Below are 25,123 nucleotides of genomic sequence, written 5' to 3'. Positions count from 1 at the left end.
GCAACTTATAGCAAAGCTTTACTCAGAGGAAAACCAGCACGGAAAACCCCGCCAAGGCGAGCGCCATGATGCGCATGAACACCCGCCAAGCGGCCGGATTTGTCAGCAGATAGGACAGCAGACTACCCGCTGTCGCCCAAAACAGACAAACCCCGAGGTTGAGCGTCGAGAATGTTGCACCAAGAGTCATCGCCTGCTCGATCGGCGCAAGAAGCGCAACATAGGCCGTAGCACTCAGGGCCACCGCCCAGAGCTTTGGATTGATCCACTGGAACAGAATTGCCTGAACCAAGGTGAACGGCTTGTCGGTTGTTTTCGCCTTCGCGGGGTCAGCGCGCCAGAGGTTGACCGCCATCCAGAGGATCCAAAATGCTGCAATCGTCTTGAGTACAATCGCCAAGGCTGGTTGCGCGGTAATCAGCGCGCCGATTCCTATTCCCGTCACTGCAGCGACGATCCCCACGCCAAGCACAACGCCAAGCACATGCGGGATGGTGCGCTGAAATCCAAAGCGCGCGCCGGATGCCGTCAGCATGATGACATTCGGCCCCGGCGAGAAAAGACCGACAAACACAAAGCCGAACAAGGGTAGATATTCAATCAAGCAAGTCCGCTTTCGTCAGCGTGAAACCAGAGGCGATCCAGCGCGCCTCGGCCTCATTGAGCGCTTGCCCAAGCGCGGGGCCAGTGAGGGCAGGCATCAGATCGGCGGCCTTGAGCGGAAAGACGTTCGTGGCGGCATTTTGGACTTTTTGTAGTGTGTTAGTGTCTATTTCTTGCCCAAGCGCTGCCGCTTCGACCAACAACCGATCCTCTCCGGCGCTCTGACCAAAACGATAGCTTACCTCGATTGGCGACAACGCCCCGTTGATGTGATCCAGATATCTGACTTGATCCTTTGACAAGCGCAAATCCTCTTTTGGGGTGCCGCCCATCACGGCCAAACGGCGCAGGGGGTTTACCGCAAACCCATGCGCCTGCTCATGGTGGACAAGCACGGCCAAGATGCCTGCGTCAGCCCCCGGCAATATTTGCCCCAGCGCACCGGTTGCCGCCATGGACGCGACAGCGGGCGCGGGATCGGGGGCAGCCAGCAGTTTCAGCATCTCTGCGGTCACCCGTTCGATAGATAGTGACTGCAACCCATCAAGATGCGCCGCGCATGCGGCCAGCCCGTCGGCATCCGGTCCCTCGTTCGGGTCGCCGTACCAGGCATAGAACCGGAAAAACCGCAGGATGCGCAGGTAATCCTCTTTGATGCGCTGATCTGCATCTTCGATAAAGCGGACCCGACGCGCCCGCAGATCGGCAAGACCATCCAAAGGGTCCATGATCTGCCCGTCTGGGGCCGCATAGAGTGCGTTCATTGTGAAATCACGCCGCCGCGCATCGTCGGCCATGTTATCGGCAAAGACGACAGTCGCGCGGCGACCGTCAGTGGCGACGTCGCGGCGGAAGGTCGTGATCTCAAACGGGGTATCATTGGCGATGACAGTTACGGTCCCGTGCTCAATCCCAGTGGGGACAACCTTAAGGGCAGAAGCCTGCGCCAGTGCAATGACCGTTTCAGGATGTGCGTTTGTCGAAAGATCAAGATCGGCGACCGGTTCACCCAGCAGCGCATTGCGCACACAACCCCCGACAAACCATGCCTGATGGCCCGCATCGGTCAACATCCGGCAGACCGATTGCGCTGCCGCGTCTTTGATCCAGGGGGCGGTGATCTGTGTCATGACATCCGTTCGGCGAAAGCACGCAAGATACGCGCAGTGGCTCCCCAAATGTAATAGGGGCCATAAGGGACTGTAAAATAAAGACGACGGCGGCCTTGCCAGCGGCGACCTTCGACGCGGTACATCTCTGGCATCATGAGATGGGAAAACGGGACTTCGAAAATCTCGCTGACCTCGCCTGCTTCGGGGGTTGGTACGTAATCACCTCTGATGATCGCAACCACCGGCGTGACCTGATAGCCGGTCACCGTTTGATGCGGCGGCAGTGTCCCAAGCACGTCAACTAGCGCTGGCGGCAACCCGATTTCTTCATGTGCTTCACGCAAAGCGGCATCAATCAGGGTCGGATCGGTCGGGTCCTGTTTGCCCCCAGGAAAGGCAATCTGTCCAGGGTGATGTTTCAGCCGGGCAGAGCGTTTTGTGAGAATAATAGTCTCTGTTTCAGCCCGTATACCTATAAGCACCGCAGCAGGTGTCAGCGTTGTGGAAGGAACTGTGACATCTTTGTTCAAGTCGAAATCAGAAGACGCGCCGCCCGAACGGGCAAGCGCGTCTTGCAGTCTTTGGCGCAGGTCAGGCGCTGACATCCTTGGCCTCGAACCCGAGCGTCTCGGGGGCAAAAACGTAATGTGCACCGCAGAACTGACAATCTGCGGTGACTGTACCCTCTTCAGTCGTCATCGTGCCGATGTCCTTGGCTGAATAGATCGAGAGGCTTTGGCGTACTTTGTCCTCTGAACAGCTGCATCCGAATTTGATGGGTTGGGCATCATAGACGCGCGGCTGCTCTTCATGGAAAAGCCGCACCAGAAGGTCTGTTGGCGCAATAGAGGGGCCGATCAACTCGATCTCGTCCACCGTATCCAGCAACACATTGGCGCGTGTCCAGTTTTCGCCCTCGTCCTCATCAAGGATATCCACTGCAGCCAGCAAACCATCCTCGCCTGATCCCCCTTCGCCGCTCGCGAAAGGCGAGGCTTTGGGCATATGCTGCAACATCACGCCGCCAGCGCGCCAATGGGTGGGTTGGCCGGGCAGTTGCGACTGGCCGTAGGTCAGCTGAAACCGCGTTGGAAGCTGCTCTGATTGGGCAAAATAAGTCTCTGCGCAGGCAGACAGCGAACCACCCGCAATCGGCGTGATCCCCTGATAGGGCGCTGTGCCCTCACCCTGATCAATCAGAATGGCAAAATAGCCGTTTCCGATCTGGCTAAAGGGGTCTGCGGACTGATCCAGCGTGTCGGCATCATATGACGCATAAGCACGAATGCGCGCTGGCTGCCCATCGTCGGTTGGCCCATAGTAATCCGTGGCAATCAACCGTGCCGGACCGGAACCGCGTACCTGCAACGACAGTTTCCACCGCAGTTTCATGGTTTGGCCGATCAAGGCAGTCAGCAATGCCATCTCTGCCACCAAACCTTCGATCATGGGCGGATAATCATGCTGCTTCAAAACCTGTTCCAACACGCCATCAAGACGCGCCACCCGTCCACGGATGTCGGAGGCGTCAAGTTGAAACGGCAGGACGGTATCGTCCCAAGCGATTTGGGTGCCGAGGCTCATGGTCTTTCCTTACATGTCAGGATTTGGCATACCGCGCCTATATAGTCCAAGCAAGGTGGCGTCCAAGGGGGCAAGCTATGATCAGACGGTATGGCGATGTGCCGCAAAGCGGGCAGCGGTACAAAACGCGGCCGGGCGTCTATGCGATCTTGCCCCGCGATGGCAAGCTTTTGCTGACCTATCAAGGCGCACCACATTTCGAGGTGCAACTACCCGGCGGCGGGATAGATGCAGGCGAACATCCTTTGAACGCGCTGCACCGCGAAGTGTTCGAGGAAACCGGCTGGCGCATCGCCGCGCCGCGTAAACTTGGCACGTTCCGCCGTTTCGCCTATATGCCGGAATATGACATGTGGGCGGAAAAACTGTGCCATATCTATCTGGCGCGGCCGGTGCGACCCCATGGTCCCCCGACAGAGCCGGGGCATATGGCGCTTTGGTTGACGCCGGAAGACGCAGCAATGGAGTTGTACAACGACGGTGACGCGGATTTTGTCGCGAGACTGATTGGATAGCGCCAAACCACAAGTGTGATCCTTGCCCCCTTTCGCAAAACCCGCTATCGCGCCATTCCAGACACATTGACGCAAAGGCGCCCCCCACATGACCGCTCCGAAGAAAGTTGTTCTGGCCTATTCTGGTGGCCTTGATACCTCGATCATCCTGAAATGGCTGCAAACCGAATACGGCTGCGAGGTCGTGACCTTTACCGCTGATCTGGGTCAGGGCGAAGAGCTGGAACCAGCCCGCGCCAAGGCCGAGATGATGGGCGCTTCCGCAATCTATATCGAAGACCTGCGCGAAGAATTCGTGCGTGATTTCGTGTTTCCGATGTTCCGCGCCAATGCGCTTTACGAAGGGCTTTACCTGCTGGGCACTTCCATCGCCCGCCCGCTGATTTCCAAGCGTCTGGTTGAAATCGCCGCCGCCGAAGGTGCGGATGCTGTGGCCCATGGCGCGACCGGCAAAGGCAACGATCAGGTACGTTTCGAACTGGCTGCCTATGCGCTGAACCCTGAAATCAAGGTGATCGCCCCTTGGCGTGAATGGGATCTGACCAGCCGCACCAAGCTGTTGGAATTTGCCGAGCAGAACCAGATCCCCGTTGCCAAAGACAAGCGTGGCGAGGCCCCGTTCAGTGTGGATGCGAACCTGCTGCATACGTCATCCGAAGGCAAAGTGCTGGAAGACCCGGGTGTGGAAGCGCCTGATTATGTCTATCAGCGCACCGTTGCGCCCGAAGATGCGCCCGATACACCCGAAATGGTCGAAATCACGTTCGAGCGCGGCGATGCAGTTGCGATCAATGGCGAAGCGATGTCGCCGGCCACGATCCTGACCAAGCTGAACGAACTCGGCGGCAAGCACGGCGTGGGCCGTCTTGATCTGGTTGAAAACCGCTTTGTCGGCATGAAGTCACGCGGGATCTATGAAACGCCTGGCGGGACTGTCCTGCTCGAGGCGCACCGTGGCATTGAGCAGATCACGCTGGACAGTGGCGCGGGTCACCTTAAGGACAGCATCATGCCGCGCTATGCTGAACTGATCTATAACGGGTTCTGGTTCTCGCCTGAACGCGAAATGCTGCAAGCGCTGATCGACAAAAGCCAAGAGCATGTGTCGGGCACCGTGCGCGTGAAGCTTTATAAGGGCTCTGCATCGACTGTTGCCCGCTGGTCGGACAAATCGCTTTATTCCGAGGCGCATGTGACGTTCGAGGATGACGCAGGTGCCTACGACCAGAAGGACGCGCAAGGTTTCATCCAGTTGAACGCGCTGCGGTTGAAGCTGTTGGCGTCGCGGAACCGTCGCGGCTAAAGCTTTATTTTCGCAAGCTTTTCGTAATGCGGCATCGCAAGGTGCCGCATTTTTTCTTGGGTGGCGTCCAGTTCCGGCAACCTCCCCTCTGCCCCAGCGAAACCGGTGCTTTGGTGGACGGCGTTGTACCAGTGACTGGCCCAGATGCCATCTTCTGCGCGGGGGCCAGCGGGCCAATGCAGCATTGCAGGATCAAAGGCTAAGCCTATGGCATCACAGAGTTTTCGCAGCATCCCTTCGGGGTCGGCGCGGATGTCGGCGCTGTCGATGACGATGCCGCCCAGCTTTTCATAAAGTGCGGTTTGTTGCGGAAAACCGATATCTTCCAAGCTCATATGATCCATCTTTGCCCCATAGCTTGCGATCACCCGGGCCGGATGGCGGATCAGGTGGATGTTCACACAGTCGCGCGCCCAGTCCAGCGGGAAGCCGTCAATCATGTGATGGGGCATGTGTTTCATGTAAAAATGGGGCTTTTGGGCTGGAATAGAGTCTAAACAGCGTCGCGCCACACTCGCGGGGTCGGTTTCATGTGCGGCTATAATCGCGTCCCGCATCGGGTGGTCTGCACCTGTCACGGCAAGGTAGGGCGCATAAAAAGGCTCGTCCCAGATCGCGAAGTCCGCACGGTTCCCAAAGGCGTACATCATCGCCGTCGACAGGTTGCGCGGGCCGGACCACATCGCGATTCTCATGATGCGGCGACCAGATCTTTGTAAAGCGCGCGCAGGCGTGCGGTGACGGGCCCAAGTTCGCCCGTACCGATCTGGCGGCCATCAATCGTGCTGACGGGAGTTTGTGCGCCGAATGTGCCAGTCAAAAACGCCTCGTCTGCGGAATAGGTGTCGACCAAACTGAAGTTGCGTTCGAAAACCGGAATATCGTTGGCGCGGCATAGGTCGATCACCTTTTGGCGGGTGATGCCGTTCATGCAGTAGTCGCCCGTGCTGGTCCAAACCGCGCCCTTCTTGACGATGAAGAAGTTGCAGGCGTTGGTCGTATTCACGAAACCATGCACATCAAGCATCAGCGCTTCGTCTGCACCAGCCTTTTGGGCCGCGATGCAAGCCAGAATACAGTTCAGTTTGGAATGACTGTTCAGTTTGGGGTCTTGCGTCATCGGCAGACCGCGCTGGTGCGGGACTGTGGCCAGCGTAATCGGGCGCGGGATTTTTGGCTGCGAATGTTCCATGATAATCACGAAGGTCGGGCCGGACTGCGACAGGCTGGGGTGTTGGAATGGGCGCACCTTGACGCCCCGGGTGACCATCAGGCGCGCATGGGCATTCGTGGTCATATCATTGGCCTTTTGTGTCTCTAACAAGGCCGAAATGACGCCGTTTCGGTCTTTGCCAATGTCGAGGTCTATTGCCTTCGCAGCTTCAAAAAGACGGTCGAGATGGTCATCCAGAAAGGCCCATTTACCGTCGTAAAGCCGCAGCCCCTCCCAGACGCCATCGCCCAGCATAAAGCCGCTATCATAGACGCTGACCATCGCTTCGCGCTTGGGCACGATCCGGCCATCCACGTAAATCAGGATGTCTTCGTTGCGCGCGTCGTCTTCAGCCTGATGGGTTGTGACTTTATCCATATCCGTTCTCCTTCTCGGGGACGCTAGGACAGCGCAGGTTTTGTTCCAAGTGGTAAAGAGCGCGTGAGATATGCCTTCAGCCATAGATTTCGGGCGTGGCACGTCGCACATCTATCTCAAAAGGAGACCCACCCCATGTTTAAAGCTCTCGTTCTTTCGCTGGCACTGCTGCCAGTCGCGCAATCTGCTGCTGCGCGGGATATCCAGACCGCGATTGTCGCGGGCGGCTGTTTCTGGTGCGTCGAAAGCGACTTTGAAAGCGTCCAAGGGGTCAGAGAGGTCGTTTCCGGCTACACCGGAGGCACAACCGCGAACCCGACCTATGAAACAATTAAGGGATCTGGCCACTATGAAGCCGTCGAGATTACCTATGACGCTGATATCGTGAGCTATGAACAGTTGATGTTTGCCTTCTTCCGTTCGGTTGATCCCACAGATGCTGGCGGCCAGTTCTGCGACCGCGGCGAGAGTTATCGCACCGCGGTTTTTGTGACCTCGCCAGAGGAGCGCAGCATCGCCGAAGCCGCAAAAGCGCAGGCCCAGCGCGATCTGGGTCAGCGGATCGTCACCCCAATTCTGGATGTCGCCACCTTTTATGAGGCCGAGGCCTATCACCAGGATTACTACAAAGGCCAGAACCGCGTGATTACCCGTGGCGGGATCAAGCGGCAAGCCGACGCATACAAGTTCTATCGTGAAGGCTGCGGTCGCGATGCCCGCGTCGCTGAACTATGGGGCGACGCCGCACCTTTTGTGAATCATCCCTGAAACGCTTGGACTTCTGACAGGTCGGGGATCACGTCAGCCGTGCCGTGGCGCATGACCATCAGCGCGCCTGCTTTGGTGGCCTGCGCAATCGCCTGACCCATGGGCAAGCCACGATCCAGACCCGCAAGCACATATCCGGTAAAGGTATCGCCCGCGCCTGTTGTGTCGACGGGATCAACCTTGATCGCGGGGAAATGTTCCATGCCGTCTGGCCCGTACCAATCCGCGCCGTCGGCCCCGCGCGTCACGATCACGTCCTTGACGGGCAGGTCACCTGGGGCTTGTCCGGTCGCATCCTGCAACTGCTGCGCCTCGACCGCATTCAGGATCAGGAAATTCAAATACGGCAGAACGGCCTTGACCCGATCCGCATCAAAAGGGGCAGCGGCATAGGCCACTTGCAGTCCCAGTTTCTTGCCCATCTGGGCCGCTGTCCGTTGCAGGTTCGTTTCGTTCTGGATCACCAGCCAGTCGCCGGTCTGGGCCTCGGCCATTGCGGCCTGCAAAGTCACCTGCGGGATTTCGGCGTTGGCACCCGGATGCAGGATGATCGCGTTCTCGCCGTAAGGGTCGACCATGATGATGGCTTGGGCTGTTTCAGTCTCTAACACGGCGATATTGCGCGTATCGACACCGTATTCGAGCAATCGTTCGACCGCCCAGCGCCCGTCTTCACCGACAGCGCCGATATGATGTACGCGCGCGGCAGCGCGTGCGGCAGCGACGGACATGTTGGTGCCTTTTCCGCCCAGAAACATCTTGCGACCTGCCGACGAAAGCGTTTCCCCAGGTGCGGGAATATGCGGCACTGCATAGACGAAATCTGCGTTGATCGACCCGAGATTCCAGATGGCCATCATTCGACCTTGCAGGCGGCGATGACGGCCATGTTGAGAATGTCGTTTACGGTCGAGACTGTCGAGCAAATCTGAATCGGCTTGCCAATGCCGGACAGGATCGGGCCGATCACGGTGGCCCCCGCCATTTCCTGCATCAGTTTCACAGAGATCGAAGCAGAGTGCCTTGCAGGCACGACCAGCACGTTCGCCGGACCGGTCAGCCGCGAGAACGGATAATTTTCCTGCGCTTTGCGGTTCAGGGCGACATCGACAGTCATTTCGCCTTCATACTCGAAATCGACCTTGCGCTGGTCCAGAACCGTAGGCGCACGGTGCATCTTTTCGGCACGTTCCGATACTGGATAACCAAAGGTCGAGAAGGACAGAAAGGCGACACGTGGCTCCAGCCCCAGTTCGCGGGCCACAGCAGCGCCACGCTCTGCGATATCGGCAAGGTCGTTCTCATCGGGCCATTCATGGACGAGCGTATCAGTAATCAGGACAATGCGGCCTTTGTGCAAAACTGCCGTGACACCCACAGCACCGTCATGGGGCTGGGCGTCAAAAACGTGGTTGATCAATTCGAGTACATGGGCGGATTTGCGTGTCGCGCCGGTGACCATACCGTCGGCATGCCCATGGGCAAGCATGAGGGTCGCAAAGACATGCCTGTCGCGCGCGGCCAGACGGTGCACGTCTGCCGAGTCAAAGCCTTTGCGCTGCAAGCGCTGATACAGAAACGCCTTGTAGGTTTCGAGGTGCGGGGTGTTCGCCGCATTCACAATCGTCAGTTCGTCTACCGCTTCGGCCAGACCTTCGGCCGTCAGTTTGTCTTTCACGTCGTCTTCCCGTCCGACGACAAGTGCTTTGCCAAGGCCAGAGCGTTGATAAAGCACCGCCGCACGCAGCACGCGAGGGTCGTCACCTTCGGCAAAGACAACGGTGGACTGGTTGGCCCGCGCCCGCGCATTCAACCCGCGCAGGATCGAGGCGGTTGGATCCATGCGGGATTTCAAGGACACCTCGTAGGCGTCCATATCGACAATGGGCCGCCGCGCGACGCCTGTTTTCATACCTGCCCGCGCAACCGCAGTTGGAATCCGGTGGATCAGACGCGGATCAAAGGGGGTCGGGATGATGTAGTCGCGACCAAAGGTCATTTTCTTGCCATAAGCCATGGCGACCTCGTCCGGCACATCTTCGCGGGCAAGGGCAGCAAGGGCTTCGGCGCAGGCGATCTTCATCTCGTCGTTGATGGCGCGGGCGTGGATATCCAGCGCGCCCCGGAAAAGATAGGGAAAGCCAAGGACGTTATTGACCTGATTGGGGTAATCGCTGCGTCCAGTCGCGACGATGGCATCGGGGCGGACGGCATGGGCCTCTTCAGGGGTGATTTCCGGATCGGGGTTCGCCATCGCAAAGATCACCGGATTTTCGGCCATGCTGAGCACCATGTCTTGAGTCACGGCCCCTTTGGCGCTGACACCCAGAAACACGTCGCAGTCTTTCATCGCATCTTGCAGCGTGCGGGCTGATGTATTCGCCGCATGTGCGGATTTCCATTGGTTCATGCCCTCGGTCCGGCCTTGGTAGATCACACCTTTGGTATCGGCCATGATGCAATTGTCATGCTTGGCGCCCATCGCCTTGAGAAGCTCAAGACAGGCGATCCCGGCGGCACCTGCCCCATTCAGCACGATCTTGACGTCTTCGATCTTTTTGCCCGACAGGTGCAGCGCATTGAGCAAGCCGGCCGCACAGATCACCGCAGTGCCGTGCTGGTCATCGTGAAAGACGGGGATATCCATCTGCTCTTTCAGCGTCTGTTCGATGATAAAGCATTCAGGTGCTTTAATATCTTCAAGATTGATACCGCCGAATGTGGGACCCATCAGGCGGACGGCCTTGATGAATTCTTCGGGATCCTCGGTATCCAATTCAATGTCGATGGAATTGACGTCGGCAAAGCGTTTGAAAAGAACTGCTTTGCCTTCCATCACCGGTTTGCTGCCCAGCGCGCCCAGATTGCCAAGGCCAAGCACCGCGGTTCCGTTCGAAATCACGGCGACCAGATTGCCTTTGTTGGTATAATCATAGGCAGTTGCGGGGTCAGCTGCGATTTCTTCGCATGGGATCGCCACACCGGGAGAATAGGCCAGCGACAGATCGCGCTGGGTGTTCATCGGGACCGTCGCCTGAATTTCCCATTTGCCAGGGCTAGGCTGCATGTGGAATGTCAGCGCGTCCTCGCGGGTTAGTTTGTTCTTCGGCATGGTTCCCCCCAAAATTCGTCCACAACTCATAGCGGTATAGGGCCGCCCGCCGCAACGGATTCATTTCGGGGTTTCGCGGGTTTCTGGGGCTGGTAGAGTGCGCAGGATGATCCGGGGGATTTATGAGCGACAGCACAACAACGCCGATGATGGCGCAGTATCTGGAAATCAAGGCAGCCCACCCTGATGCTTTGCTCTTTTACCGGATGGGCGATTTCTACGAGATGTTCTTTGATGACGCCGTGGCCGCGGCCGAGGCTCTGGACATCGCTCTGACCAAACGCGGCAAACATGATGGCGACGATATCCCGATGTGTGGCGTGCCGCATCACGCAGCCGAAGGGTATTTCTTGACGCTGATCCGCAAGGGTTTCCGCGTTGCCGTCTGCGAACAGATGGAAAGCCCCGCCGAAGCGAAGAAACGCGGCTACAAGGCGGTGGTCAAGCGCGAGGTTGTACGCCTTGTGACGCCGGGCACATTGACCGAGGATTCCCTGCTGGATGCCCGCCGCCATAACTATCTGGCCGCCTATGCGGTCGTGCGGGATGCGGGTGCCTTGGCTTGGGTCGATATCTCGACCGGCGCGTTTCATGTGATGCCTTGCACGGGGGCGGCATTGGGGCCGGAACTGGCGCGTTTGACGCCGCGCGAAGTGATCGTTGTGGATGGATCAGAGGTAAGTTGGGCTGGAATAGTGTCTGAATCTGGAGCTGTCCTGACAACATTGGGTGCTGCAGCATTTGATAGTACGGCGGGTGAAAAGCGGCTTTGCACGCTTTACAAAGTCGGATCGCTTGACGCCTTTGGCAGCTTTTCGCGGGCCGAGATTGCGGCGATGTCTGCGGTCGCGGAATATCTGGATATCACCCAAAAGGGCAACCTGCCCCTGCTGCGTCCGCCCGTGCAGGAAGGGCAATCCGCTGCGATGCAGATTGATGCGGCGACACGGCGGTCGCTAGAGCTGACCCATGCGATGAGTGGTGGCAAACAAGGGTCCTTGCTCCATTGCATTGACCGGACTGTCACCGCTGGTGGCGCGCGGTTGTTGGAACGCCGGCTGTCTTCGCCATCTTGCACACTGGCTGTGATTTCTGCACGGCAGGACGCTGTTGCGTTTTTGGCCGAAAGGCCGCGTCTGGTTGAAGATATGCGCAGCAGTTTGCGCGGCGTGCATGATCTGGACCGCGCTTTGTCGCGGTTGGCGCTGGATCGGGGCGGGCCGCGCGATATGGCCGCTATTCGCAATACGATCGGGCAGGCTGCGACTATCGCGGTGCCTGATGATCTGCCAGTCATCCTGGCTGAAGCCGCCAAAGATTTGTCGGGGCATGATGACCTACTGGCCTTGCTTGACGAGGCGCTGGTGGCTGAACCGCCTTTGCTCGCGCGGGATGGCGGGTTTATTGCACCGGGCTATGACGCCGAATTGGACGAAGTGCGCAAGCTGCGCGACGAAGGCAGGTCGGTCATTGCCGCGATGCAAGCCGGATTCGTTGAACTGTCCGGCGTGGCATCGTTGAAGATCAAGCATAACAACGTTCTGGGTTATTTCATTGAGACCACCGCGACACACGCGGAAAAGATGCTGGCCCCGCCGCTGAACGAAACCTTTATTCACCGGCAGACGACCGCAAATCAGGTGCGTTTTACAACTGTTGAACTGTCTGAGATCGAAAGCCGGATTTTGAATGCGGGCGGGCGGGCCCTGGAGATTGAAAAGCGGCTCTATGTGTCTCTAGCACAGGCAATTATAGAAAAAGCAGGAGCATTGGGTGCCTTGGCACGGGCTTTGGCAGAGTTTGATCTAGCGGCGTCATTGGCGCATCTCGCCAACGCCGAAAACTGGGTCCGGCCCCGTGTGGATGACAGCCGTGCGTTCGAGATCACAGGCGGGCGGCATCCGGTGGTCGAGGCGGCGTTGCAAAAGCAAGGTGCAGCCTTCGTTGCCAATGATTGCGGGTTGACCGATGCACCGATCTGGTTGCTGACCGGTCCGAACATGGCGGGTAAATCGACTTTCCTGCGGCAGAATGCTTTGCTGGCGATATTGGCGCAGATGGGCAGTTTTGTACCGGCGAGAGCAGCTCATATCGGGATTGTCAGCCAAATCTTCAGCCGCGTCGGCGCATCGGATGATCTGGCACGGGGGCGGTCGACATTTATGGTCGAAATGGTCGAGACTGCGGCGATCCTGAACCAAGCGGATGATCGGGCGCTGGTCATTCTGGATGAAATCGGGCGCGGCACAGCAACTTATGACGGATTGTCGATCGCATGGGCGACATTGGAGCATTTGCACGATGTGAACCGGTGTCGCGCGCTTTTTGCCACGCATTATCACGAGATGTCGGCGCTTTCGGCCAAACTGGAAGGGGTCGAGAACGCCACCGTCACGGTCAAGGAATGGGACGGCGACGTGATCTTCTTGCACGAGGTCAAGCGCGGCACCGCCGATCGCAGCTATGGCGTCCAGGTCGCGCGATTAGCCGGATTGCCGCAGGTCGTCGTGGAACGGGCGAAGGTCGTGCTGGAGGCGCTGGAGAGAGGCGAACGCGAGGGCGGCGGATCACGGAAGGCGATCATAGACGATCTGCCGCTCTTTGCAGCGACACCCACGCCGCAAGCTGCAAAGATCAAGGACTCGCAGGTCGAGGCGCGGCTGAAAGATATTTTGCCCGATGAGTTGACGCCGAAAGAGGCTCTGGCGCTGATTTATGAACTTCGGGACCTGTTGTAAGGTGGATCATGATCCACCATACCCTCAAGACGCCGGCATGGACGACACGCCAACCTGTGCGGGGCGTAGTAGACGGTCGTGCAACATAAAGCCCTCGGCGGCAACCTGAATGATGTCACCGGCCTTGGTGCCGGGCAAAGGTGCTTCGAACATGGCTTGATGCAGCTGCGGATCGAACCTGTCGCCAACCTCGGGCACAATCGGATCAATGCCGTGTTTCTTGAACACGCTGATCAACTCGCGCATCGTCAGTTCCACGCCTTCCAGCAAGGCTTTGTTCTGTTCCTTCTCGGCCTCATCGGCGGACAACAAAGCGCGACGCAGGTTGTCGTAGACCGGCAGCATGTCGCGGGCGAGCTTTGACCCGCCATAGTTTTCTGCCTCGCGCCGGTCGCGATCCGCGCGTTTGCGGGTGTTTTCGGCATCGGCAAGAGCGCGCATGAATTTATCACGGAACTCGTCGCGTTCCGCACGCAGCGCTTCGATCTCGTCAAAGCTGCTTGCTGCCGCATCAAAATCAGGCTCGTCACCTTCGGCTGCGAGTTCATCGAGGCTTTGGAGATGTTCGTCTTTGTCGGACATTGTCGTTCCCTTTAAGAGCGGTCAGCAATCATCTTGCCTACCAGCTTGGCAGTGTAATTCACAATGGGCACAATGCGTCCGTAATTGAGCCGGGTCGGCCCGATCACACCCACTGCGCCGATAATCTTGCGGTCGGCGTTCATATAAGGGGAAACGACGAGAGAGGAACCCGAAAGTGAGAACAATTTGTTCTCGGAGCCAATAAAAATGCGCACCCCCTCGCCCTCTTCGGCAAGATCAAGGAACTGGGCGATGTCCCGCTTGCGTTCAAGATCGTCAAACAGTGACCGGATGCGTGCCAGATCAGCCTCATTCTCGTTGTCACCCAAAAGATTGCCGCGTCCGCGCACGATGAGCCGTTCTGTGGCCTGCCCTTCGTTATCCCAAAGTGCGAACCCGTTTTCGACCAGATCGGCGGCAAGCGCGTCGATCTCTTGGCGGCGGGCAGCAATTTCGCGGGCGATCACCGCGCCAAGCTGAGACAGCGTATGCCCTTCCGCGATGGCATTGAGGAAATTCGCCGCCTCGCGCATGGAGGACGGCGTTTGCCCCGCTGGGGGCGTGAAAATCCGGTTTTCGACATGACCGTCCGCAAAAACCAAGACCACAAGCGCGCGTTCTCGTGACAAAGACACAAATTCGATGTGCTTGATCGCAGCCTCGTGTTTCGGCGTCAGCACAAGGCTTGCGCTATGGGTCACGCCCGAAAGCGCCTGACCGACCTGATCAAGAACCGATGTCACATCTCTGTCGTTGCTGGTCAGCGTGCGGTCGATCTTTTCGCGGTCTTCGCCATCCAGATCGCCCACTTCAAGCAACCCATCGACAAACATCCGCAAGCCCATCTGTGTCGGAATGCGGCCAGCGCTGGTATGTGGGCTGCCTAAAAGGCCAAGGTATTCAAGGTCTTGCATCACATTTCGGATCGTTGCGGCGCTGACCTGTTCGGAAAAGTCCCGCGTCAGGGTACGCGATCCGACAGGGACGCCGCTTTCCAGATAGCCTTCGACGACGCGGCGAAAGACTTCGCGCGAACGGGCGTTCATTTCGTCGATATTGGGTGGCTGTTGGGTCATCGAGTCCTCTGTTCAGGGCGAGGCAATTAAAACCAAGTTCATCGCAACGTCAATCGGGGTTGGATTTCATATGTGGGCAGCGTATCCCGTCGGTGCAACCGATAGGAGTGACTCAATGCGTCCATCTGGCCGTCAAATAAACGAAATGCGCCCCATCTCGATCGAGACAGGTGTGACGATGCATGCCGAAGGGTCTTGCCTGATCAAATGCGGCAACACCCATGTTTTATGCACCGCAACGATTGATGAGCGGGTGCCCCCGTTTTTGAAGAATTCGGGCCTTGGATGGGTCACTGCGGAATATGGCATGCTGCCAAGGGCGACGAATACACGGATGCAACGTGAAGCCAAGAAAGGCCAGTCAGGTCGTACACAGGAAATCCAGCGCCTGATCGGCAGATCTTTGCGCGCTGGTGTTGATCGCGTCGCCTTGGGCGAACGTCAGATTGTCGTGGATTGCGATGTGATACAGGCCGATGGCGGCACGCGCTGTGCGTCGATCACTGGCGGCTGGGTCGCGTTGAAGCTCGCCGTTCAGAAACTGATGAAAACTGGGGATGTGATCAGCGACCCCTTGATCGATCCTGTTGCTGCGATTTCATGCGGGATTTATGCGGGGCAAGAGGTGCTTGATCTGGATTATCCCGAAGACAGCGAAGCGGGTGTAGACGGCAATTTTGTCATGACCGCAGGCAAGCTGATCGAGGTGCAGATGTCAGCTGAAGGGTCGACATTTACCCGCGCTCAGATGGACCGATTGCTTGAACTGGCCGAAAAAGGAGTGGCCGAACTGACCGCTGCGCAATTGGCGGCTGTTAACTGATGCGGCGGTTTGACGGCAAGGAATTGGTCATTGCGACCCACAACCAAGGGAAGCTGGAAGAGATCGCCGATCTTCTGGCACCTTTTGGTGTGTCTTTGACGTCAAACGCCGATCACGGGCTGCCAGAGCCCGAAGAAACCGAAACAAGTTTTGTCGGAAATGCCCGGATCAAGGCACATGCAGCGGCAAAGGCAACCGGCCTGCCTGCGCTTGCGGATGACAGCGGGATCGAGATTGATGCGCTGGACGGGGCGCCGGGTGTCTATACTGCGGACTGGGCAGAGACCCCAAATGGCCGCGATTTCAGAATGGCGATGGAGCGGAGTTGGGCCGCGTTAGAGACTGTTTCGGCCCCTTTTCCACGCAGGGCACGGTTTTGCTGTACTCTGGTTCTGGCTTGGCCGGATGGTCATGATGAAGTGTTCCCCGGTGTGATGGCGGGTCAGATCGTCTGGCCGATGCGTGGCGACCAAGGGCATGGGTATGACCCTATTTTCCAGCCTGATGGCTATGATATTACCTTTGGCGAAATGGACCGCTGGGAAAAGAACAAGATCAGCCATCGCGCTGATGCTTTTGCCAAGCTGATTGCGGGTTGTTTTTCCTAGGATGGAAGACTGGGAACACGGCGGTTTCGGGCTTTATATCCATTGGCCGTTTTGCCAGTCGAAATGCCCCTATTGCGATTTCAACAGCCATGTTGTGGCGCTTATCGACCAGAACGCCTGGGCCAAAGCCTATTTGAGCGAAATTGATCGGATCGGTGCAGAGACGCAGGGGCGCATATTGCGGTCGATATTTTTTGGTGGTGGCACTCCCAGTTTGATGGATCCCGCGGTTGTGGATGCCGTTCTGACCAAGATCCGCGCCACTTGGCCGATGGCCAACGATATCGAGATCACGCTGGAAGCCAATCCGACCTCGGTCGAGGCGGGTCGTTTTGCGGGGTATCGGGATGCGGGGGTAAACCGCGTGTCGATGGGGATTCAGGCGCTGAATGACCCCGATTTGAAAGCTTTAGGGCGTTTGCATAGTGCGACAGAGGCGTTGGCAGCGTTTGATATCGCACGCGGGGTCTTTGATCGGGTCAGTTTTGATCTGATTTATGCGCGGCAAGGGCAGTCTTTGGATGATTGGCGTGCGGAGTTGACGACTGCATTGGGGCTCGCTGTGGATCACTTGTCGCTTTACCAGCTGACGATCGAGGACGGGACCGCGTTTGGTGACCGTTACGCGGCAGGAAAGCTGCGGGGTTTGCCCGATGATGACACGGCGGCCGATATGTATGCTTTGACGCAGGATGTGTGTGGTGAGGCAGGCTTTGCAGGATATGAGGTTTCCAATCATGCACGTGCCGGCTTTGAAAGCACCCACAACAAGATTTATTGGCAGTATGGCGATTATGCGGGAATCGGACCGGGGGCCCACGGGCGGTTGACTTTGGATGGCGTACGTTATGCCACAGAAGCTCCGCTCGCACCGGCGGGTTGGCTGGCGCAGGTCAACCGCACAGGCAATGGTGACTTGAGCCGGGCAGCATTGAACACTGATGAACAGGTAGCGGAATTCCTGCTTATGGGAATGCGATTGCGTGAGGGTGTTTCGCTGGATCGGTTTAGTGCTTTGCGAAGCGACGTATTTCTAAATAAAATCAATATGTTGTATGGTTTAGGGATGGTTGAAACGGATCAAGGACTTTTGCGTTTAACGCCAAAGGGCCGCCCTCTTTTGAATGCCGTCCTGCGCGAATTGCTGGACAGCTAACCGCCCGATAGCGCGCGCAAGAGGTCGTCCAGCTGATCCAGTGATTTATATCCGATCACCATCTTGCCACCCTCTGATCCAGTCGGATGATCAATGGTCACTTTCATGCCCAAGGTCGCGGAAAGCTCATTCTCGATCTGAACGGTGTCTGCATCTTTCGGAACGGGCGCGCCCGGCACGGACCGCTTTTTGATGGCGGGTCCCTTCTTGGCGAGCTGCTCTGTCTCCCGGACTGAAAGCTTGCGCTGGATGATCTCGCGCGCCAGTTGTACGGCCATTTCGTGCCCAACAAGCGCACGGGCATGACCGGCAGAAATTTGGCCGCTGACAAGATAGGCCTGCACTTCGTCCGGCAGGGTGAGAAGTCGCATCAGGTTGGCGATGTGGCTGCGGCTTTTCCCGAGCGCAGTAGCAAGCTTATCTTGTGTGTGACCGAAGCGATCCATCAACTGCTTGTAGCCTGCGGCCTCATCAACCGGATTTAGATCGGCGCGTTGTATGTTCTCGATGATCGCGATCTCGAGAACTTCAATATCGTCGTAGTCGCGCAAGAGGATCGGTATCTCGTGCAATTTTGCGATTTGTGCTGCACGCCAGCGCCGCTCACCGGCTACGATTTCAAAGGCGCCTTCGGTTCTGGGCGAGTGCCTCACGATCAGGGGCTGGATTACTCCCTTTTCGGCAATAGAGGCGGCAAGATCTTGCAGCGCATCTTCGGCAAATGTGCGGCGTGGCTGATCGGGGTTGGGCTGCACCTGTTCGATGGGGACAACCAGATCGGGTCGTTTTGGTGCACCTTTTGGGGCCTCATCGGCAGCGACATCCGACATAAGCGCAGAAAGGCCGCGCCCCAGACCACGTGCGTTCTTTGTGGTGCGTGCCATGCTATGCAGCCCTCTTTTTCTTTGTTCTTTCAATCAATTCTGCCGCAAGGGCACGATATGCCATACTTCCCTTGGAGCTACTATCATAGGCCAAGACTGGCAGGGCATAGGATGGAGCTTCGCTGAGACGGACATTGCGCGGTATCACGGTCTTGAAAACCATATCGCCCATATTTTCCCGCGCATCATCTTCGACCTGCAGAGAAAGATTGTTCCGCTGGTCGTACATGGTAAGCGCGATACCCTCAATCCGGAGATCAGGGTTTGCTGTTTGCCGGACATCGCGGACCGTAAGGATAAGCTGGGATAGACCTTCGAGAGCAAAAAACTCGCTTTGGAGCGGAACGATGATCGAGTGCGCCGCAACCATTGCGTTGACCGTCAAGATATTGAGAGATGGTGGGCAATCAATCAAAATGTAGTCATATCCAAGAGTATCGACGGAGTCACTTCGAAGCACGTCGCGCAGAAGGAAGCTTCGCTTTGCGTTGTCAACAAGCTCTAGATCTGCAGAGCTAAGGTCTGTTGTTGCGGGAATAATGTCGAGATGCGCTACGCTTGTATTCTGGATAGCGTCCGCGACTGTGACATCCCCTGCGATCAGGTCATATGTCGTGGCTTTGCGTTGACTGTTGTCAATGCCTAGTCCCGTGGAGGCGTTTCCTTGCGGGTCAAGATCTATCAATAGAACCCGCTTTTTGCGCTCGGCAAGAGCAGCGCCCAGATTGATTGTTGTGGTCGTCTTGCCCACTCCACCCTTTTGGTTCGCAATTGCGATGATGAGGGGCTCTGCTTTCTTGAGGTCTTTAACCACGGAGGGTGATCCTTTGAATCGCGAGTATGCGTGCGTTAAGATCAGTGAAACTGGCATGATCTTCAAGCTCAAACGACGCGTGCATTTGTGCTTCGGCGACTTCCTGACTGGCCTGCTTTCCCTTGTGCAGCAATGCGATGCCATTGGAGTCAAGATGACGGGCAACAAGCGGAATCAAGCTAGATAATGCGGTAAGCGCACGGGCTGACACGATATCTGCACCTTGTGGATCCACCGCTTCAATTCTTTCAGCCATCACTTCAGCCTGAACATTCAGTTCCCGGATTGCCGTTCTGAGGAACATTGCTTTCCTTTGATCACTTTCAATCAGGATAAATCTTGCGTTTGGCTGCTGTGTCTTGCCCAACACCGCCATAACGATCCCCGGGAAGCCTCCGCCACTGCCGAGATCCACCCATTTTTCAAACTGCTTTGGTGCATATTGATAAATCTGGACCGAATCGATGATGTGGCGATCCCAAATATCGCCTGTCGTTCCCTTTGCAATCAGATTGATCTTTGGTGTCCATTTAGCGACCAGAGCACCAAATGCCTCTAGATCTTGGATTGTTTCACGTGAAACATCCACACCAGCAATCAGATGGCTCATGCTCTATGTTCCAGTCGCACGCTGCTTGTGCTTTTTTGTAGCCCCGATAAGCAGCATAAGCGCGGCGGGCGTCATCCCCTCGATCCGGCCAGCATGGGCGACGGTGGCAGGCCTTGCCTGGACAAGCTTTGCAACCAGTTCATTCGACAACCCTTTGATCCGGGTATAGTCAGTATCATCCGGGATGATATGCTGCTCGTCGCGCTCCATGGCTGCGATATCTCGCTCTTGCCTTGCGATATAATGTGCGTAGAGCGCATCCCTCTTTACCTGATCTTGTATATCAGTCGCAATTTCACCTACATCTTGTGAAAACTCTTTAAGATGCGCAAAAGAAAAATCTGTCAGCGCCAATGCGTCCAGGGCTGACCTTCTGGGTCCATCTGCGTTCAGCTTGACGCCCGCGCCCGCGATCTGGCGCGCTGAGAGTGTTATCTGTACCAGCTTTTCCTTGGCAACATTGATCTGATGCATTTTATCCGAAAAATGTGCCCAGCGCCGCTCTCCGACACAGCCAATGGTGCGGCCGCGCGCTGTTAACCGTTGATCTGCGTTGTCTGCACGCAAGGACAGCCGGAATTCCGCCCGCGACGTGAACATGCGGTAGGGCTCTGACACACCGCGCGTGATCAGATCGTCAATCATGACACCGATGTACGATTCCCGGCGGCTAAACAGGACAGTTGGCTGCTCTTTGGCGGCCGCAGCTGCGTTAAGCCCAGCAACCAACCCCTGCGCTGCCGCCTCTTCATATCCTGTTGTCCCGTTGATCTGCCCGGCAAGGTAGAGCCCGGGAACATCCCGCAGTTCAAGCGTGGCGCGGAGCGCACGCGGATCGACATAATCATATTCAATCGCATAGCCCGGTTGCAGAATCTTTGCGTTTTCAAGGCCATATATCGAGTGAACATAGCTTTCCTGAACATCCTCGGGCAAGGACGTCGATATTCCGTTCGGATAAACTGTATGATCGCTCAAGCCCTCTGGTTCGAGGAATATCTGATGCGACGTCTTCTCGGCAAACCGGACAATCTTGTCTTCGATGGACGGGCAGTATCTTGGTCCAATCCCGTCGATATGGCCCCCATACATCGCAGAGCGACCCAGGTTTTCGCGGATAATGTCGTGGGTTCTCTCGTTTGTATGGGTGATTCCACAGTCGATCTGCTGCGCAAAAACACCGTTGGACAAGAAAGAGAAAAGAACCGGGTCGTCGTCACTTGGCTGCGCCTCTAGCTTTTCCCAGGCGATGGTGCGTCCATCCAGCCTTGGCGGCGTTCCTGTCTTCAGTCGCCCAAGAGGGAGCGCAAAGCTATCAAGCCTTTCTGCCATTTTGACAGACGGATCATCCCCCATACGGCCGCCCGGGCGCGATACATCGCCGATATGGATAACACCGCGCAGGAAGGTTCCTGTCGTCAAGATCACGCCTTGTGCACCGATCTCGGTGCCATCCCGCATCACCACACCTGAAACGCGGCCAGATTGCATGATCAAGTCCGTCGCTTCGCCTTCGATGATCGCCAGGTTCTGGAGCTTCGATAGCTCTGCTTGCATTTCGCGGCGATATATTTGCCGGTCGGATTGCGCCCTTGGCCCTTGCACAGCGGGGCCTTTCTTGCGGTTCAGCAGCCGGAATTGAATACCTGCCTTGTCCGCAACCCGCCCCATCACGCCATCAAGTGCATCAATCTCGCGTACCAAATGGCCTTTCCCAAGCCCCCCAATCGCGGGATTGCACGACATCACGCCGATCGATTCTTTGGTCAGGGTTACCAGCGCTGTCCGCACCCCCATACGCGCAGCCGCATGCGCGGCCTCTGCCCCCGCATGGCCACCACCGATTACGATCACGTCGTAGTCACGATGTTTCACGTGAAACACTCCTTACTTTCCGATGCAGAAGCTCAAGAAAATCTCGTCCAAAACATGTTCTACATCAACACGGCCAACGATGCTATCCACTGCCCGGATCGCAGACCGTAAATCTTCGGCGACCAGATCGGTCATGGCATCCCCTGTCCGCATCGCAGTGCCTGCTGCATCCATATACCCTATGGCCCTCATCATCGCGACCCGATGCCGTTCGCGCATCGCAATCCCGATCCGCCCCACCTTATCCTGCAGGCGCAAAGATATCGCAGCGATCAACTCCTCAATCCCGAGCCCAGTCATCCCAGACACAGCCAGCCCGTCAGCCGCCCGTAAATCTGCCTTTGCCCTCACAAGCAGGTCATCCGGCCCAAGGTCGGCATGAGGTTCATTGCCATCCAACGAAAGATGTATCCGCAAATCCGCAGCAGCCGCGCGTTCTCGTGCACGCGCTACGCCAAGGCCCTCGACAAGATCATCCGTCTCCCGCAGACCCGCCGTATCCAACAAGGTCACAGGCAGCCCATCCAGGTCCATCCGCACTTCGATGACATCGCGCGTGGTGCCGGCGATCTCCGACGTAATCGCCACATCACGCCCTGCAAGTCTGTTCATCAGCGTGGATTTACCGACATTCGGCGCGCCAATAATCGCAACCTCAAACCCATCCCTGACGCGCTCTGCAATCCTGACCCCATCAGCCTCTCGCAACATCTCGGCCGAAACCCCGTCAAGCAAAGCCAATACCTCTGGGCTGACATCCACAGGCACCTCTTCGTCCGCAAAATCAATCGTCGCTTCCAGTAATGCCGCGGCCCTGATCAGCCGCGTTCTCCAGCTATCAGCGAGCACGCCGAGCGCGCCAGAGAAGACCCGCACCGCCTGCTTTCTCTGGCTCTCTGTCTCGGCGTCGATCAGATCAGCAAGGCCCTCCACCTCGGCCAGGTTCAGCCGCCCATTCTCCAGCGCGCGTCTTGTAAACTCTCCGGCCTCAGCCTGCCGCAAATCCGGCATATCCCCGAGGCATCGCAGGACAGCGCTGACAACGGCTGGACTGCCATGAAGGTGCAGTTCAACAACCTCTTCACCGGTAAAGCTCTTGCCCTCTGCAAACCGCAGCACAAGTGCCTCATCCAAGAGTTCACCCAGCCGGTCATATAGCCGCCGCACCCCCCGCAACGGCGGGACATCACCACATAGCAAGCTCGTGGCAGACACCGCCTCTGCCCCGGATATCCGGATAACCGCAACACCCGCGCGGCCTTGCGCTGTCGCAAGGGCGAAAATTGTATCCATCATCTAACCCATTGCTTTATAACAATAAGTTACGTGTTCATCGAATCAAAGAAGTCCGCATTTGTCTTGGTCTGCTTCAGTTTTCCGATCAGGAACTCGATCGCATCAGTTGTGCCCATCGGGTTTAGAATACGCCGCAGCACATACGTCTTGGCAAGGTCGCCCTTATCCACCAAAAGCTCTTCCTTGCGGGTACCGGACTTGAGGATATCCATAGCCGGGAAGACGCGCTTGTCGGCAACTTTCCGGTCCAGAACAATCTCGCTGTTACCGGTTCCTTTGAATTCTTCAAAGATCACCTCATCCATCCGCGATCCCGTATCAATCAGGGCCGTCGCAATAATGGTCAGTGAACCACCCTCTTCGATATTGCGGGCCGCACCAAAGAAACGCTTTGGCCGCTGCAATGCATTCGCGTCCACACCGCCGGTCAGCACCTTGCCCGATGACGGCACAGTCGTGTTGAACGCGCGACCCAGACGCGTGATCGAGTCAAGCAAGATCACGACATCGCGTTTATGCTCTACCAGGCGCTTTGCCTTTTCGATCACCATCTCAGACACAGCCACGTGGCGTGACGCAGGTTCATCGAATGTTGAAGACACGACCTCACCCTTCACCGACCGCTGCATGTCCGTGACTTCTTCGGGGCGTTCATCAATCAGCAGAACGATCAGATAGCACTCTGGGTGGTTCTTCTCGATCGAGTTGGCAATATTTTGCAGAAGCACAGTCTTGCCTGTCCGTGGCGGTGCCACGATCAACGACCGCTGCCCTTTCCCGATCGGCGCGACCAGATCGATAATCCGTGCAGAGCGATCCTTGATCGTGGGATCCTCGATTTCCAGATTAAACCGTTCATCAGGATAAAGCGGTGTCAGGTTATCAAAGGCGACCTTGTGCCGCGCTTTCTCTGGATCTTCGAAGTTTATTTTCTCGACCGACATCAGGGCAAAGTACCGCTCTGTATCGTTTGGCTCTTTCATCACGCCTTCGACTGTATCCCCTGTCCGCAAAGAATGCAGCCGGATCATGTCGGGCGAGACATAGATATCATCAGGTCCCGGCAAATAGTTCGCTTCCGGCGACCGCAGAAACCCAAACCCGTCCTGTAGAACTTCCAGCACACCATCACCGCCGATGACCCACTCTTCATCCGCGCGTTCCTTGAGAATGGCAAACATCATGTCGCCCTTCCGCATGGTCGAGGCGTTCTCGATTTCTAGCTCTTCGGCAAGCGACAAAAGATCCTTCGGGCTCTGTGCCTTCAGATCAGCAAGGTTCAGACGGTGCTGTGACATCAATAAATCCTATGCCAGCGCTTCAGCAGGCAATTCTTCGATTGGGAATGGAAAACGACAATCCCGGACGGGTTGCTGAATCTCACATAAGCAAGCGTGCTTACAGAGTCAATCATAGCCCTAGAAAGGGCGCACAATCACTGCAACAACGATCAACAGCATCAACACCGTTGGCACTTCGTTGAACAACCGATAGGTCCGCCCACTACGCGTATTGAGACCCGCCGCAAACTCTTTGCGCCGCGCACTCATCCAACCATGCGCGCCTGTCATCAAGATCACTGAAACGATCTTGACCCAAGACCAACCGGCAGACCAGTCAAAGGCACCAAGACCGATCATGATCAAACCGGCCACCCATGCCACGATCATCGAAGGGTTCATGATCAGTCGCAGCAATTTGTCTTCCATCACCTGAAAGGTCAAATCCAACTCTGATCCGATAACGGCCCGTTCCGCGTGATAGACAAACAGGCGTGGCAAATAGAACAAACCCGCCATCCAGGCAATCACTGCCATGACATGAACAGCCTTGATCCAAGGGTACACGCTAACTAAAAAATCTATCATGTTTTCTGGCTCTCTTTGCTTCACTCTTCCTTAATTAATATAAGAAGAAAGAAAAGATGATGATGTGGTTAGTCAGGCTATTTTCTGTGGGTTCTTTTTTCATCCTCAGACTTATCCCGATAAGACTAGAAACCAAAAAAGCCTTTCCGAGTTCGGGAGCCATAGTTTTAAGTTTTAAAAACAACTACTTATGCTAAGAAAGTCG

24 protein-coding genes are annotated in these 25,123 nt (G+C 56.7%); 7 read left to right on the top strand and 17 right to left on the bottom strand.

Features of this window, described 5'->3' with window-relative positions; genetic code table 11:
• Positions 1–22: 22 nt before the first annotated feature.
• Genes NWQ23_RS15055 through NWQ23_RS15040 form a run of 4 tightly spaced genes read right to left on the bottom strand, consistent with a single transcriptional unit; the run spans position 23 to position 3,299 of the window.
• Positions 23–604, bottom strand: coding sequence for a LysE family translocator (locus NWQ23_RS15055; protein ID WP_306167208.1), 582 nt, complete (start codon positions 602–604; stop codon positions 23–25).
• Complete coding sequence (locus NWQ23_RS15050) at positions 597–1,733, bottom strand: CCA tRNA nucleotidyltransferase (RefSeq protein WP_306167207.1); 1,137 nt, start codon at positions 1,731–1,733, stop codon at positions 597–599. Before NWQ23_RS15050 ends, NWQ23_RS15055 begins: the two co-directional genes overlap by 8 nt.
• Positions 1,730–2,320: a CoA pyrophosphatase gene (locus tag NWQ23_RS15045; RefSeq protein ID WP_306167206.1), complete on the bottom strand. Its 591-nt coding sequence runs from the start codon at positions 2,318–2,320 to the stop codon at positions 1,730–1,732. The genes NWQ23_RS15050 and NWQ23_RS15045 overlap by 4 nt, the downstream gene beginning before the upstream one ends.
• Complete coding sequence (locus tag NWQ23_RS15040) at positions 2,307–3,299, bottom strand: Hsp33 family molecular chaperone HslO (RefSeq protein WP_306167205.1); 993 nt, start codon at positions 3,297–3,299, stop codon at positions 2,307–2,309. Before NWQ23_RS15040 ends, NWQ23_RS15045 begins: the two co-directional genes overlap by 14 nt.
• A 77-nt stretch (positions 3,300–3,376) precedes the next feature.
• Between NWQ23_RS15040 and NWQ23_RS15035 the strand changes: the two genes are divergently transcribed.
• Both NWQ23_RS15035 and NWQ23_RS15030 read left to right on the top strand, forming a co-directional pair.
• Positions 3,377–3,814 (top strand): NUDIX hydrolase, encoded by a 438-nt coding sequence (locus NWQ23_RS15035; RefSeq protein WP_306167204.1) that lies wholly within the window; start codon positions 3,377–3,379, stop codon positions 3,812–3,814.
• Positions 3,815–3,902: 88 nt separating this feature from the next.
• Entirely contained in the window at positions 3,903–5,117 is a 1,215-nt protein-coding gene (locus NWQ23_RS15030) for an argininosuccinate synthase (RefSeq protein ID WP_306167203.1), read from the top strand.
• Here NWQ23_RS15030 and NWQ23_RS15025 read toward each other — a convergent pair.
• Both NWQ23_RS15025 and NWQ23_RS15020 read right to left on the bottom strand, forming a co-directional pair.
• Positions 5,114–5,812 (bottom strand): HAD family hydrolase, encoded by a 699-nt coding sequence (locus tag NWQ23_RS15025; protein ID WP_306167202.1) that lies wholly within the window; start codon positions 5,810–5,812, stop codon positions 5,114–5,116. The genes NWQ23_RS15030 and NWQ23_RS15025 overlap by 4 nt on opposite strands.
• Positions 5,809–6,708, bottom strand: coding sequence for a D-amino acid aminotransferase (locus NWQ23_RS15020; RefSeq protein WP_306167201.1), 900 nt, complete (start codon positions 6,706–6,708; stop codon positions 5,809–5,811). Before NWQ23_RS15020 ends, NWQ23_RS15025 begins: the two co-directional genes overlap by 4 nt.
• Before the next feature lie 135 nt (positions 6,709–6,843).
• Here NWQ23_RS15020 and msrA point away from each other — a divergent pair, with 135 nt between their 5' ends.
• Positions 6,844–7,476, top strand: coding sequence for a peptide-methionine (S)-S-oxide reductase MsrA (gene msrA, locus NWQ23_RS15015; protein ID WP_306167200.1), 633 nt, complete (start codon positions 6,844–6,846; stop codon positions 7,474–7,476).
• Here the strand turns inward: msrA and NWQ23_RS15010 are convergent.
• Entirely contained in the window at positions 7,467–8,333 is an 867-nt protein-coding gene (locus NWQ23_RS15010) for a ribokinase (RefSeq protein WP_306167199.1), read from the bottom strand. The genes msrA and NWQ23_RS15010 overlap by 10 nt on opposite strands.
• Positions 8,333–10,588, bottom strand: a complete 2,256-nt coding sequence (locus tag NWQ23_RS15005; protein WP_306167198.1) for an NADP-dependent malic enzyme — start codon at positions 10,586–10,588, stop codon at positions 8,333–8,335. Before NWQ23_RS15005 ends, NWQ23_RS15010 begins: the two co-directional genes overlap by 1 nt.
• Positions 10,589–10,710: 122 nt before the next feature.
• Here NWQ23_RS15005 and mutS point away from each other — a divergent pair, with 122 nt between their 5' ends.
• A complete protein-coding gene (gene mutS / locus NWQ23_RS15000) occupies positions 10,711–13,326 on the top strand; it encodes a DNA mismatch repair protein MutS (RefSeq protein WP_306167197.1) in 2,616 nt (871 codons plus the stop codon).
• Positions 13,327–13,350: 24 nt separating this feature from the next.
• On the opposite strand, the gene NWQ23_RS14995 is transcribed toward mutS, so the two are convergent.
• A complete protein-coding gene (locus tag NWQ23_RS14995; protein ID WP_306167196.1) occupies positions 13,351–13,908 on the bottom strand; it encodes a nucleotide exchange factor GrpE in 558 nt (185 codons plus the stop codon).
• Positions 13,909–13,919: 11 nt separating this feature from the next.
• Positions 13,920–14,984 (bottom strand): heat-inducible transcriptional repressor HrcA, encoded by a 1,065-nt coding sequence (gene hrcA, locus NWQ23_RS14990; protein ID WP_306167195.1) that lies wholly within the window; start codon positions 14,982–14,984, stop codon positions 13,920–13,922.
• A 115-nt stretch (positions 14,985–15,099) separates the two neighbouring features.
• On the opposite strand from hrcA, the gene rph reads away from it, so the two are divergent.
• Genes rph through hemW form a run of 3 tightly spaced genes read left to right on the top strand, consistent with a single transcriptional unit; the run spans position 15,100 to position 17,571 of the window.
• Positions 15,100–15,807 carry a ribonuclease PH gene (gene rph, locus NWQ23_RS14985; RefSeq protein WP_306167194.1) on the top strand — a complete coding sequence of 236 codons (708 nt, stop codon included), beginning with the start codon at positions 15,100–15,102 and terminating at the stop codon, positions 15,805–15,807.
• Positions 15,807–16,415 carry an RdgB/HAM1 family non-canonical purine NTP pyrophosphatase gene (gene rdgB, locus NWQ23_RS14980; RefSeq protein WP_306167193.1) on the top strand — a complete coding sequence of 203 codons (609 nt, stop codon included), beginning with the start codon at positions 15,807–15,809 and terminating at the stop codon, positions 16,413–16,415. Before rph ends, rdgB begins: the two co-directional genes overlap by 1 nt.
• A gap of 1 nt (position 16,416) precedes the next feature.
• Positions 16,417–17,571, top strand: a complete 1,155-nt coding sequence (gene hemW / locus NWQ23_RS14975) for a radical SAM family heme chaperone HemW (RefSeq protein WP_306167192.1) — start codon at positions 16,417–16,419, stop codon at positions 17,569–17,571.
• On the opposite strand, the gene NWQ23_RS14970 is transcribed toward hemW, so the two are convergent.
• The 7 genes from NWQ23_RS14970 to hemJ all read right to left on the bottom strand — a co-directional run bounded on the left by NWQ23_RS14970 (position 17,568) and on the right by hemJ (position 24,918).
• A complete protein-coding gene (locus NWQ23_RS14970) occupies positions 17,568–18,455 on the bottom strand; it encodes a ParB/RepB/Spo0J family partition protein (RefSeq protein ID WP_306167191.1) in 888 nt (295 codons plus the stop codon). The genes hemW and NWQ23_RS14970 overlap by 4 nt on opposite strands.
• Position 18,456: 1 nt before the next feature.
• Entirely contained in the window at positions 18,457–19,269 is an 813-nt protein-coding gene (locus NWQ23_RS14965; RefSeq protein ID WP_306167190.1) for a ParA family protein, read from the bottom strand.
• On the bottom strand, positions 19,262–19,879 hold the full coding sequence (gene rsmG / locus NWQ23_RS14960; RefSeq protein ID WP_306167189.1) for a 16S rRNA (guanine(527)-N(7))-methyltransferase RsmG: 618 nt from the start codon (positions 19,877–19,879) through the stop codon (positions 19,262–19,264). The genes NWQ23_RS14965 and rsmG overlap by 8 nt, the downstream gene beginning before the upstream one ends.
• 3 nt (positions 19,880–19,882) lie before the next feature.
• On the bottom strand, positions 19,883–21,754 hold the full coding sequence (mnmG, locus tag NWQ23_RS14955; protein WP_306167188.1) for a tRNA uridine-5-carboxymethylaminomethyl(34) synthesis enzyme MnmG: 1,872 nt from the start codon (positions 21,752–21,754) through the stop codon (positions 19,883–19,885).
• 12 nt (positions 21,755–21,766) lie between these two features.
• Positions 21,767–23,047 carry a tRNA uridine-5-carboxymethylaminomethyl(34) synthesis GTPase MnmE gene (gene mnmE / locus NWQ23_RS14950; protein WP_306167187.1) on the bottom strand — a complete coding sequence of 427 codons (1,281 nt, stop codon included), beginning with the start codon at positions 23,045–23,047 and terminating at the stop codon, positions 21,767–21,769.
• Between the two features lie 29 nt (positions 23,048–23,076).
• Positions 23,077–24,348 carry a transcription termination factor Rho gene (gene rho, locus NWQ23_RS14945; protein WP_306167186.1) on the bottom strand — a complete coding sequence of 424 codons (1,272 nt, stop codon included), beginning with the start codon at positions 24,346–24,348 and terminating at the stop codon, positions 23,077–23,079.
• A gap of 120 nt (positions 24,349–24,468) precedes the next feature.
• On the bottom strand, positions 24,469–24,918 hold the full coding sequence (gene hemJ / locus NWQ23_RS14940) for a protoporphyrinogen oxidase HemJ (protein ID WP_306167185.1): 450 nt from the start codon (positions 24,916–24,918) through the stop codon (positions 24,469–24,471).
• Positions 24,919–25,123: the final 205 nt, after the last annotated feature.

The sequence above is a fragment of the Yoonia sp. genome (assembly GCF_030731595.1).
GTDB lineage: Bacteria > Pseudomonadota > Alphaproteobacteria > Rhodobacterales > Rhodobacteraceae > Yoonia.
The sequence above is the reverse complement of the archived record's forward strand: the minus strand, read 5'-3'. Positions and strand labels throughout refer to the sequence as shown.

Excerpts from the sequence above, each read along its gene's own strand:
- NWQ23_RS14995 (WP_306167196.1), bottom strand. The coding sequence starts at position 13,908 with ATGTCCGACAAAGACGAACATCTCCAAAGCCTCGATGAACTCGCAGCC.
- hemW (WP_306167192.1), top strand. The coding sequence starts at position 16,417 with ATGGAAGACTGGGAACACGGCGGTTTCGGGCTTTATATCCATTGGCCG.
- NWQ23_RS15030 (WP_306167203.1), top strand. The coding sequence starts at position 3,903 with ATGACCGCTCCGAAGAAAGTTGTTCTGGCCTATTCTGGTGGCCTTGAT.
- NWQ23_RS15010 (WP_306167199.1), bottom strand. The coding sequence starts at position 8,333 with ATGGCCATCTGGAATCTCGGGTCGATCAACGCAGATTTCGTCTATGCA.
- hemJ (WP_306167185.1), bottom strand. The coding sequence starts at position 24,918 with ATGATAGATTTTTTAGTTAGCGTGTACCCTTGGATCAAGGCTGTTCAT.
- rho (WP_306167186.1), bottom strand. The coding sequence starts at position 24,348 with ATGTCACAGCACCGTCTGAACCTTGCTGATCTGAAGGCACAGAGCCCG.
- NWQ23_RS15045 (WP_306167206.1), bottom strand. The coding sequence starts at position 2,320 with ATGTCAGCGCCTGACCTGCGCCAAAGACTGCAAGACGCGCTTGCCCGT.
- NWQ23_RS15005 (WP_306167198.1), bottom strand. The coding sequence starts at position 10,588 with ATGCCGAAGAACAAACTAACCCGCGAGGACGCGCTGACATTCCACATG.
- msrA (WP_306167200.1), top strand. The coding sequence starts at position 6,844 with ATGTTTAAAGCTCTCGTTCTTTCGCTGGCACTGCTGCCAGTCGCGCAA.
- NWQ23_RS14970 (WP_306167191.1), bottom strand. The coding sequence starts at position 18,455 with ATGGCACGCACCACAAAGAACGCACGTGGTCTGGGGCGCGGCCTTTCT.
- NWQ23_RS15050 (WP_306167207.1), bottom strand. The coding sequence starts at position 1,733 with ATGACACAGATCACCGCCCCCTGGATCAAAGACGCGGCAGCGCAATCG.
- NWQ23_RS15040 (WP_306167205.1), bottom strand. The coding sequence starts at position 3,299 with ATGAGCCTCGGCACCCAAATCGCTTGGGACGATACCGTCCTGCCGTTT.
- rsmG (WP_306167189.1), bottom strand. The coding sequence starts at position 19,879 with ATGAGCCATCTGATTGCTGGTGTGGATGTTTCACGTGAAACAATCCAA.
- hrcA (WP_306167195.1), bottom strand. The coding sequence starts at position 14,984 with ATGACCCAACAGCCACCCAATATCGACGAAATGAACGCCCGTTCGCGC.
- NWQ23_RS15035 (WP_306167204.1), top strand. The coding sequence starts at position 3,377 with ATGATCAGACGGTATGGCGATGTGCCGCAAAGCGGGCAGCGGTACAAA.
- NWQ23_RS15025 (WP_306167202.1), bottom strand. The coding sequence starts at position 5,812 with ATGAGAATCGCGATGTGGTCCGGCCCGCGCAACCTGTCGACGGCGATG.
- NWQ23_RS15020 (WP_306167201.1), bottom strand. The coding sequence starts at position 6,708 with ATGGATAAAGTCACAACCCATCAGGCTGAAGACGACGCGCGCAACGAA.
- rdgB (WP_306167193.1), top strand. The coding sequence starts at position 15,807 with ATGCGGCGGTTTGACGGCAAGGAATTGGTCATTGCGACCCACAACCAA.
- rph (WP_306167194.1), top strand. The coding sequence starts at position 15,100 with ATGCGTCCATCTGGCCGTCAAATAAACGAAATGCGCCCCATCTCGATC.
- mnmE (WP_306167187.1), bottom strand. The coding sequence starts at position 23,047 with ATGGATACAATTTTCGCCCTTGCGACAGCGCAAGGCCGCGCGGGTGTT.
- mutS (WP_306167197.1), top strand. The coding sequence starts at position 10,711 with ATGAGCGACAGCACAACAACGCCGATGATGGCGCAGTATCTGGAAATC.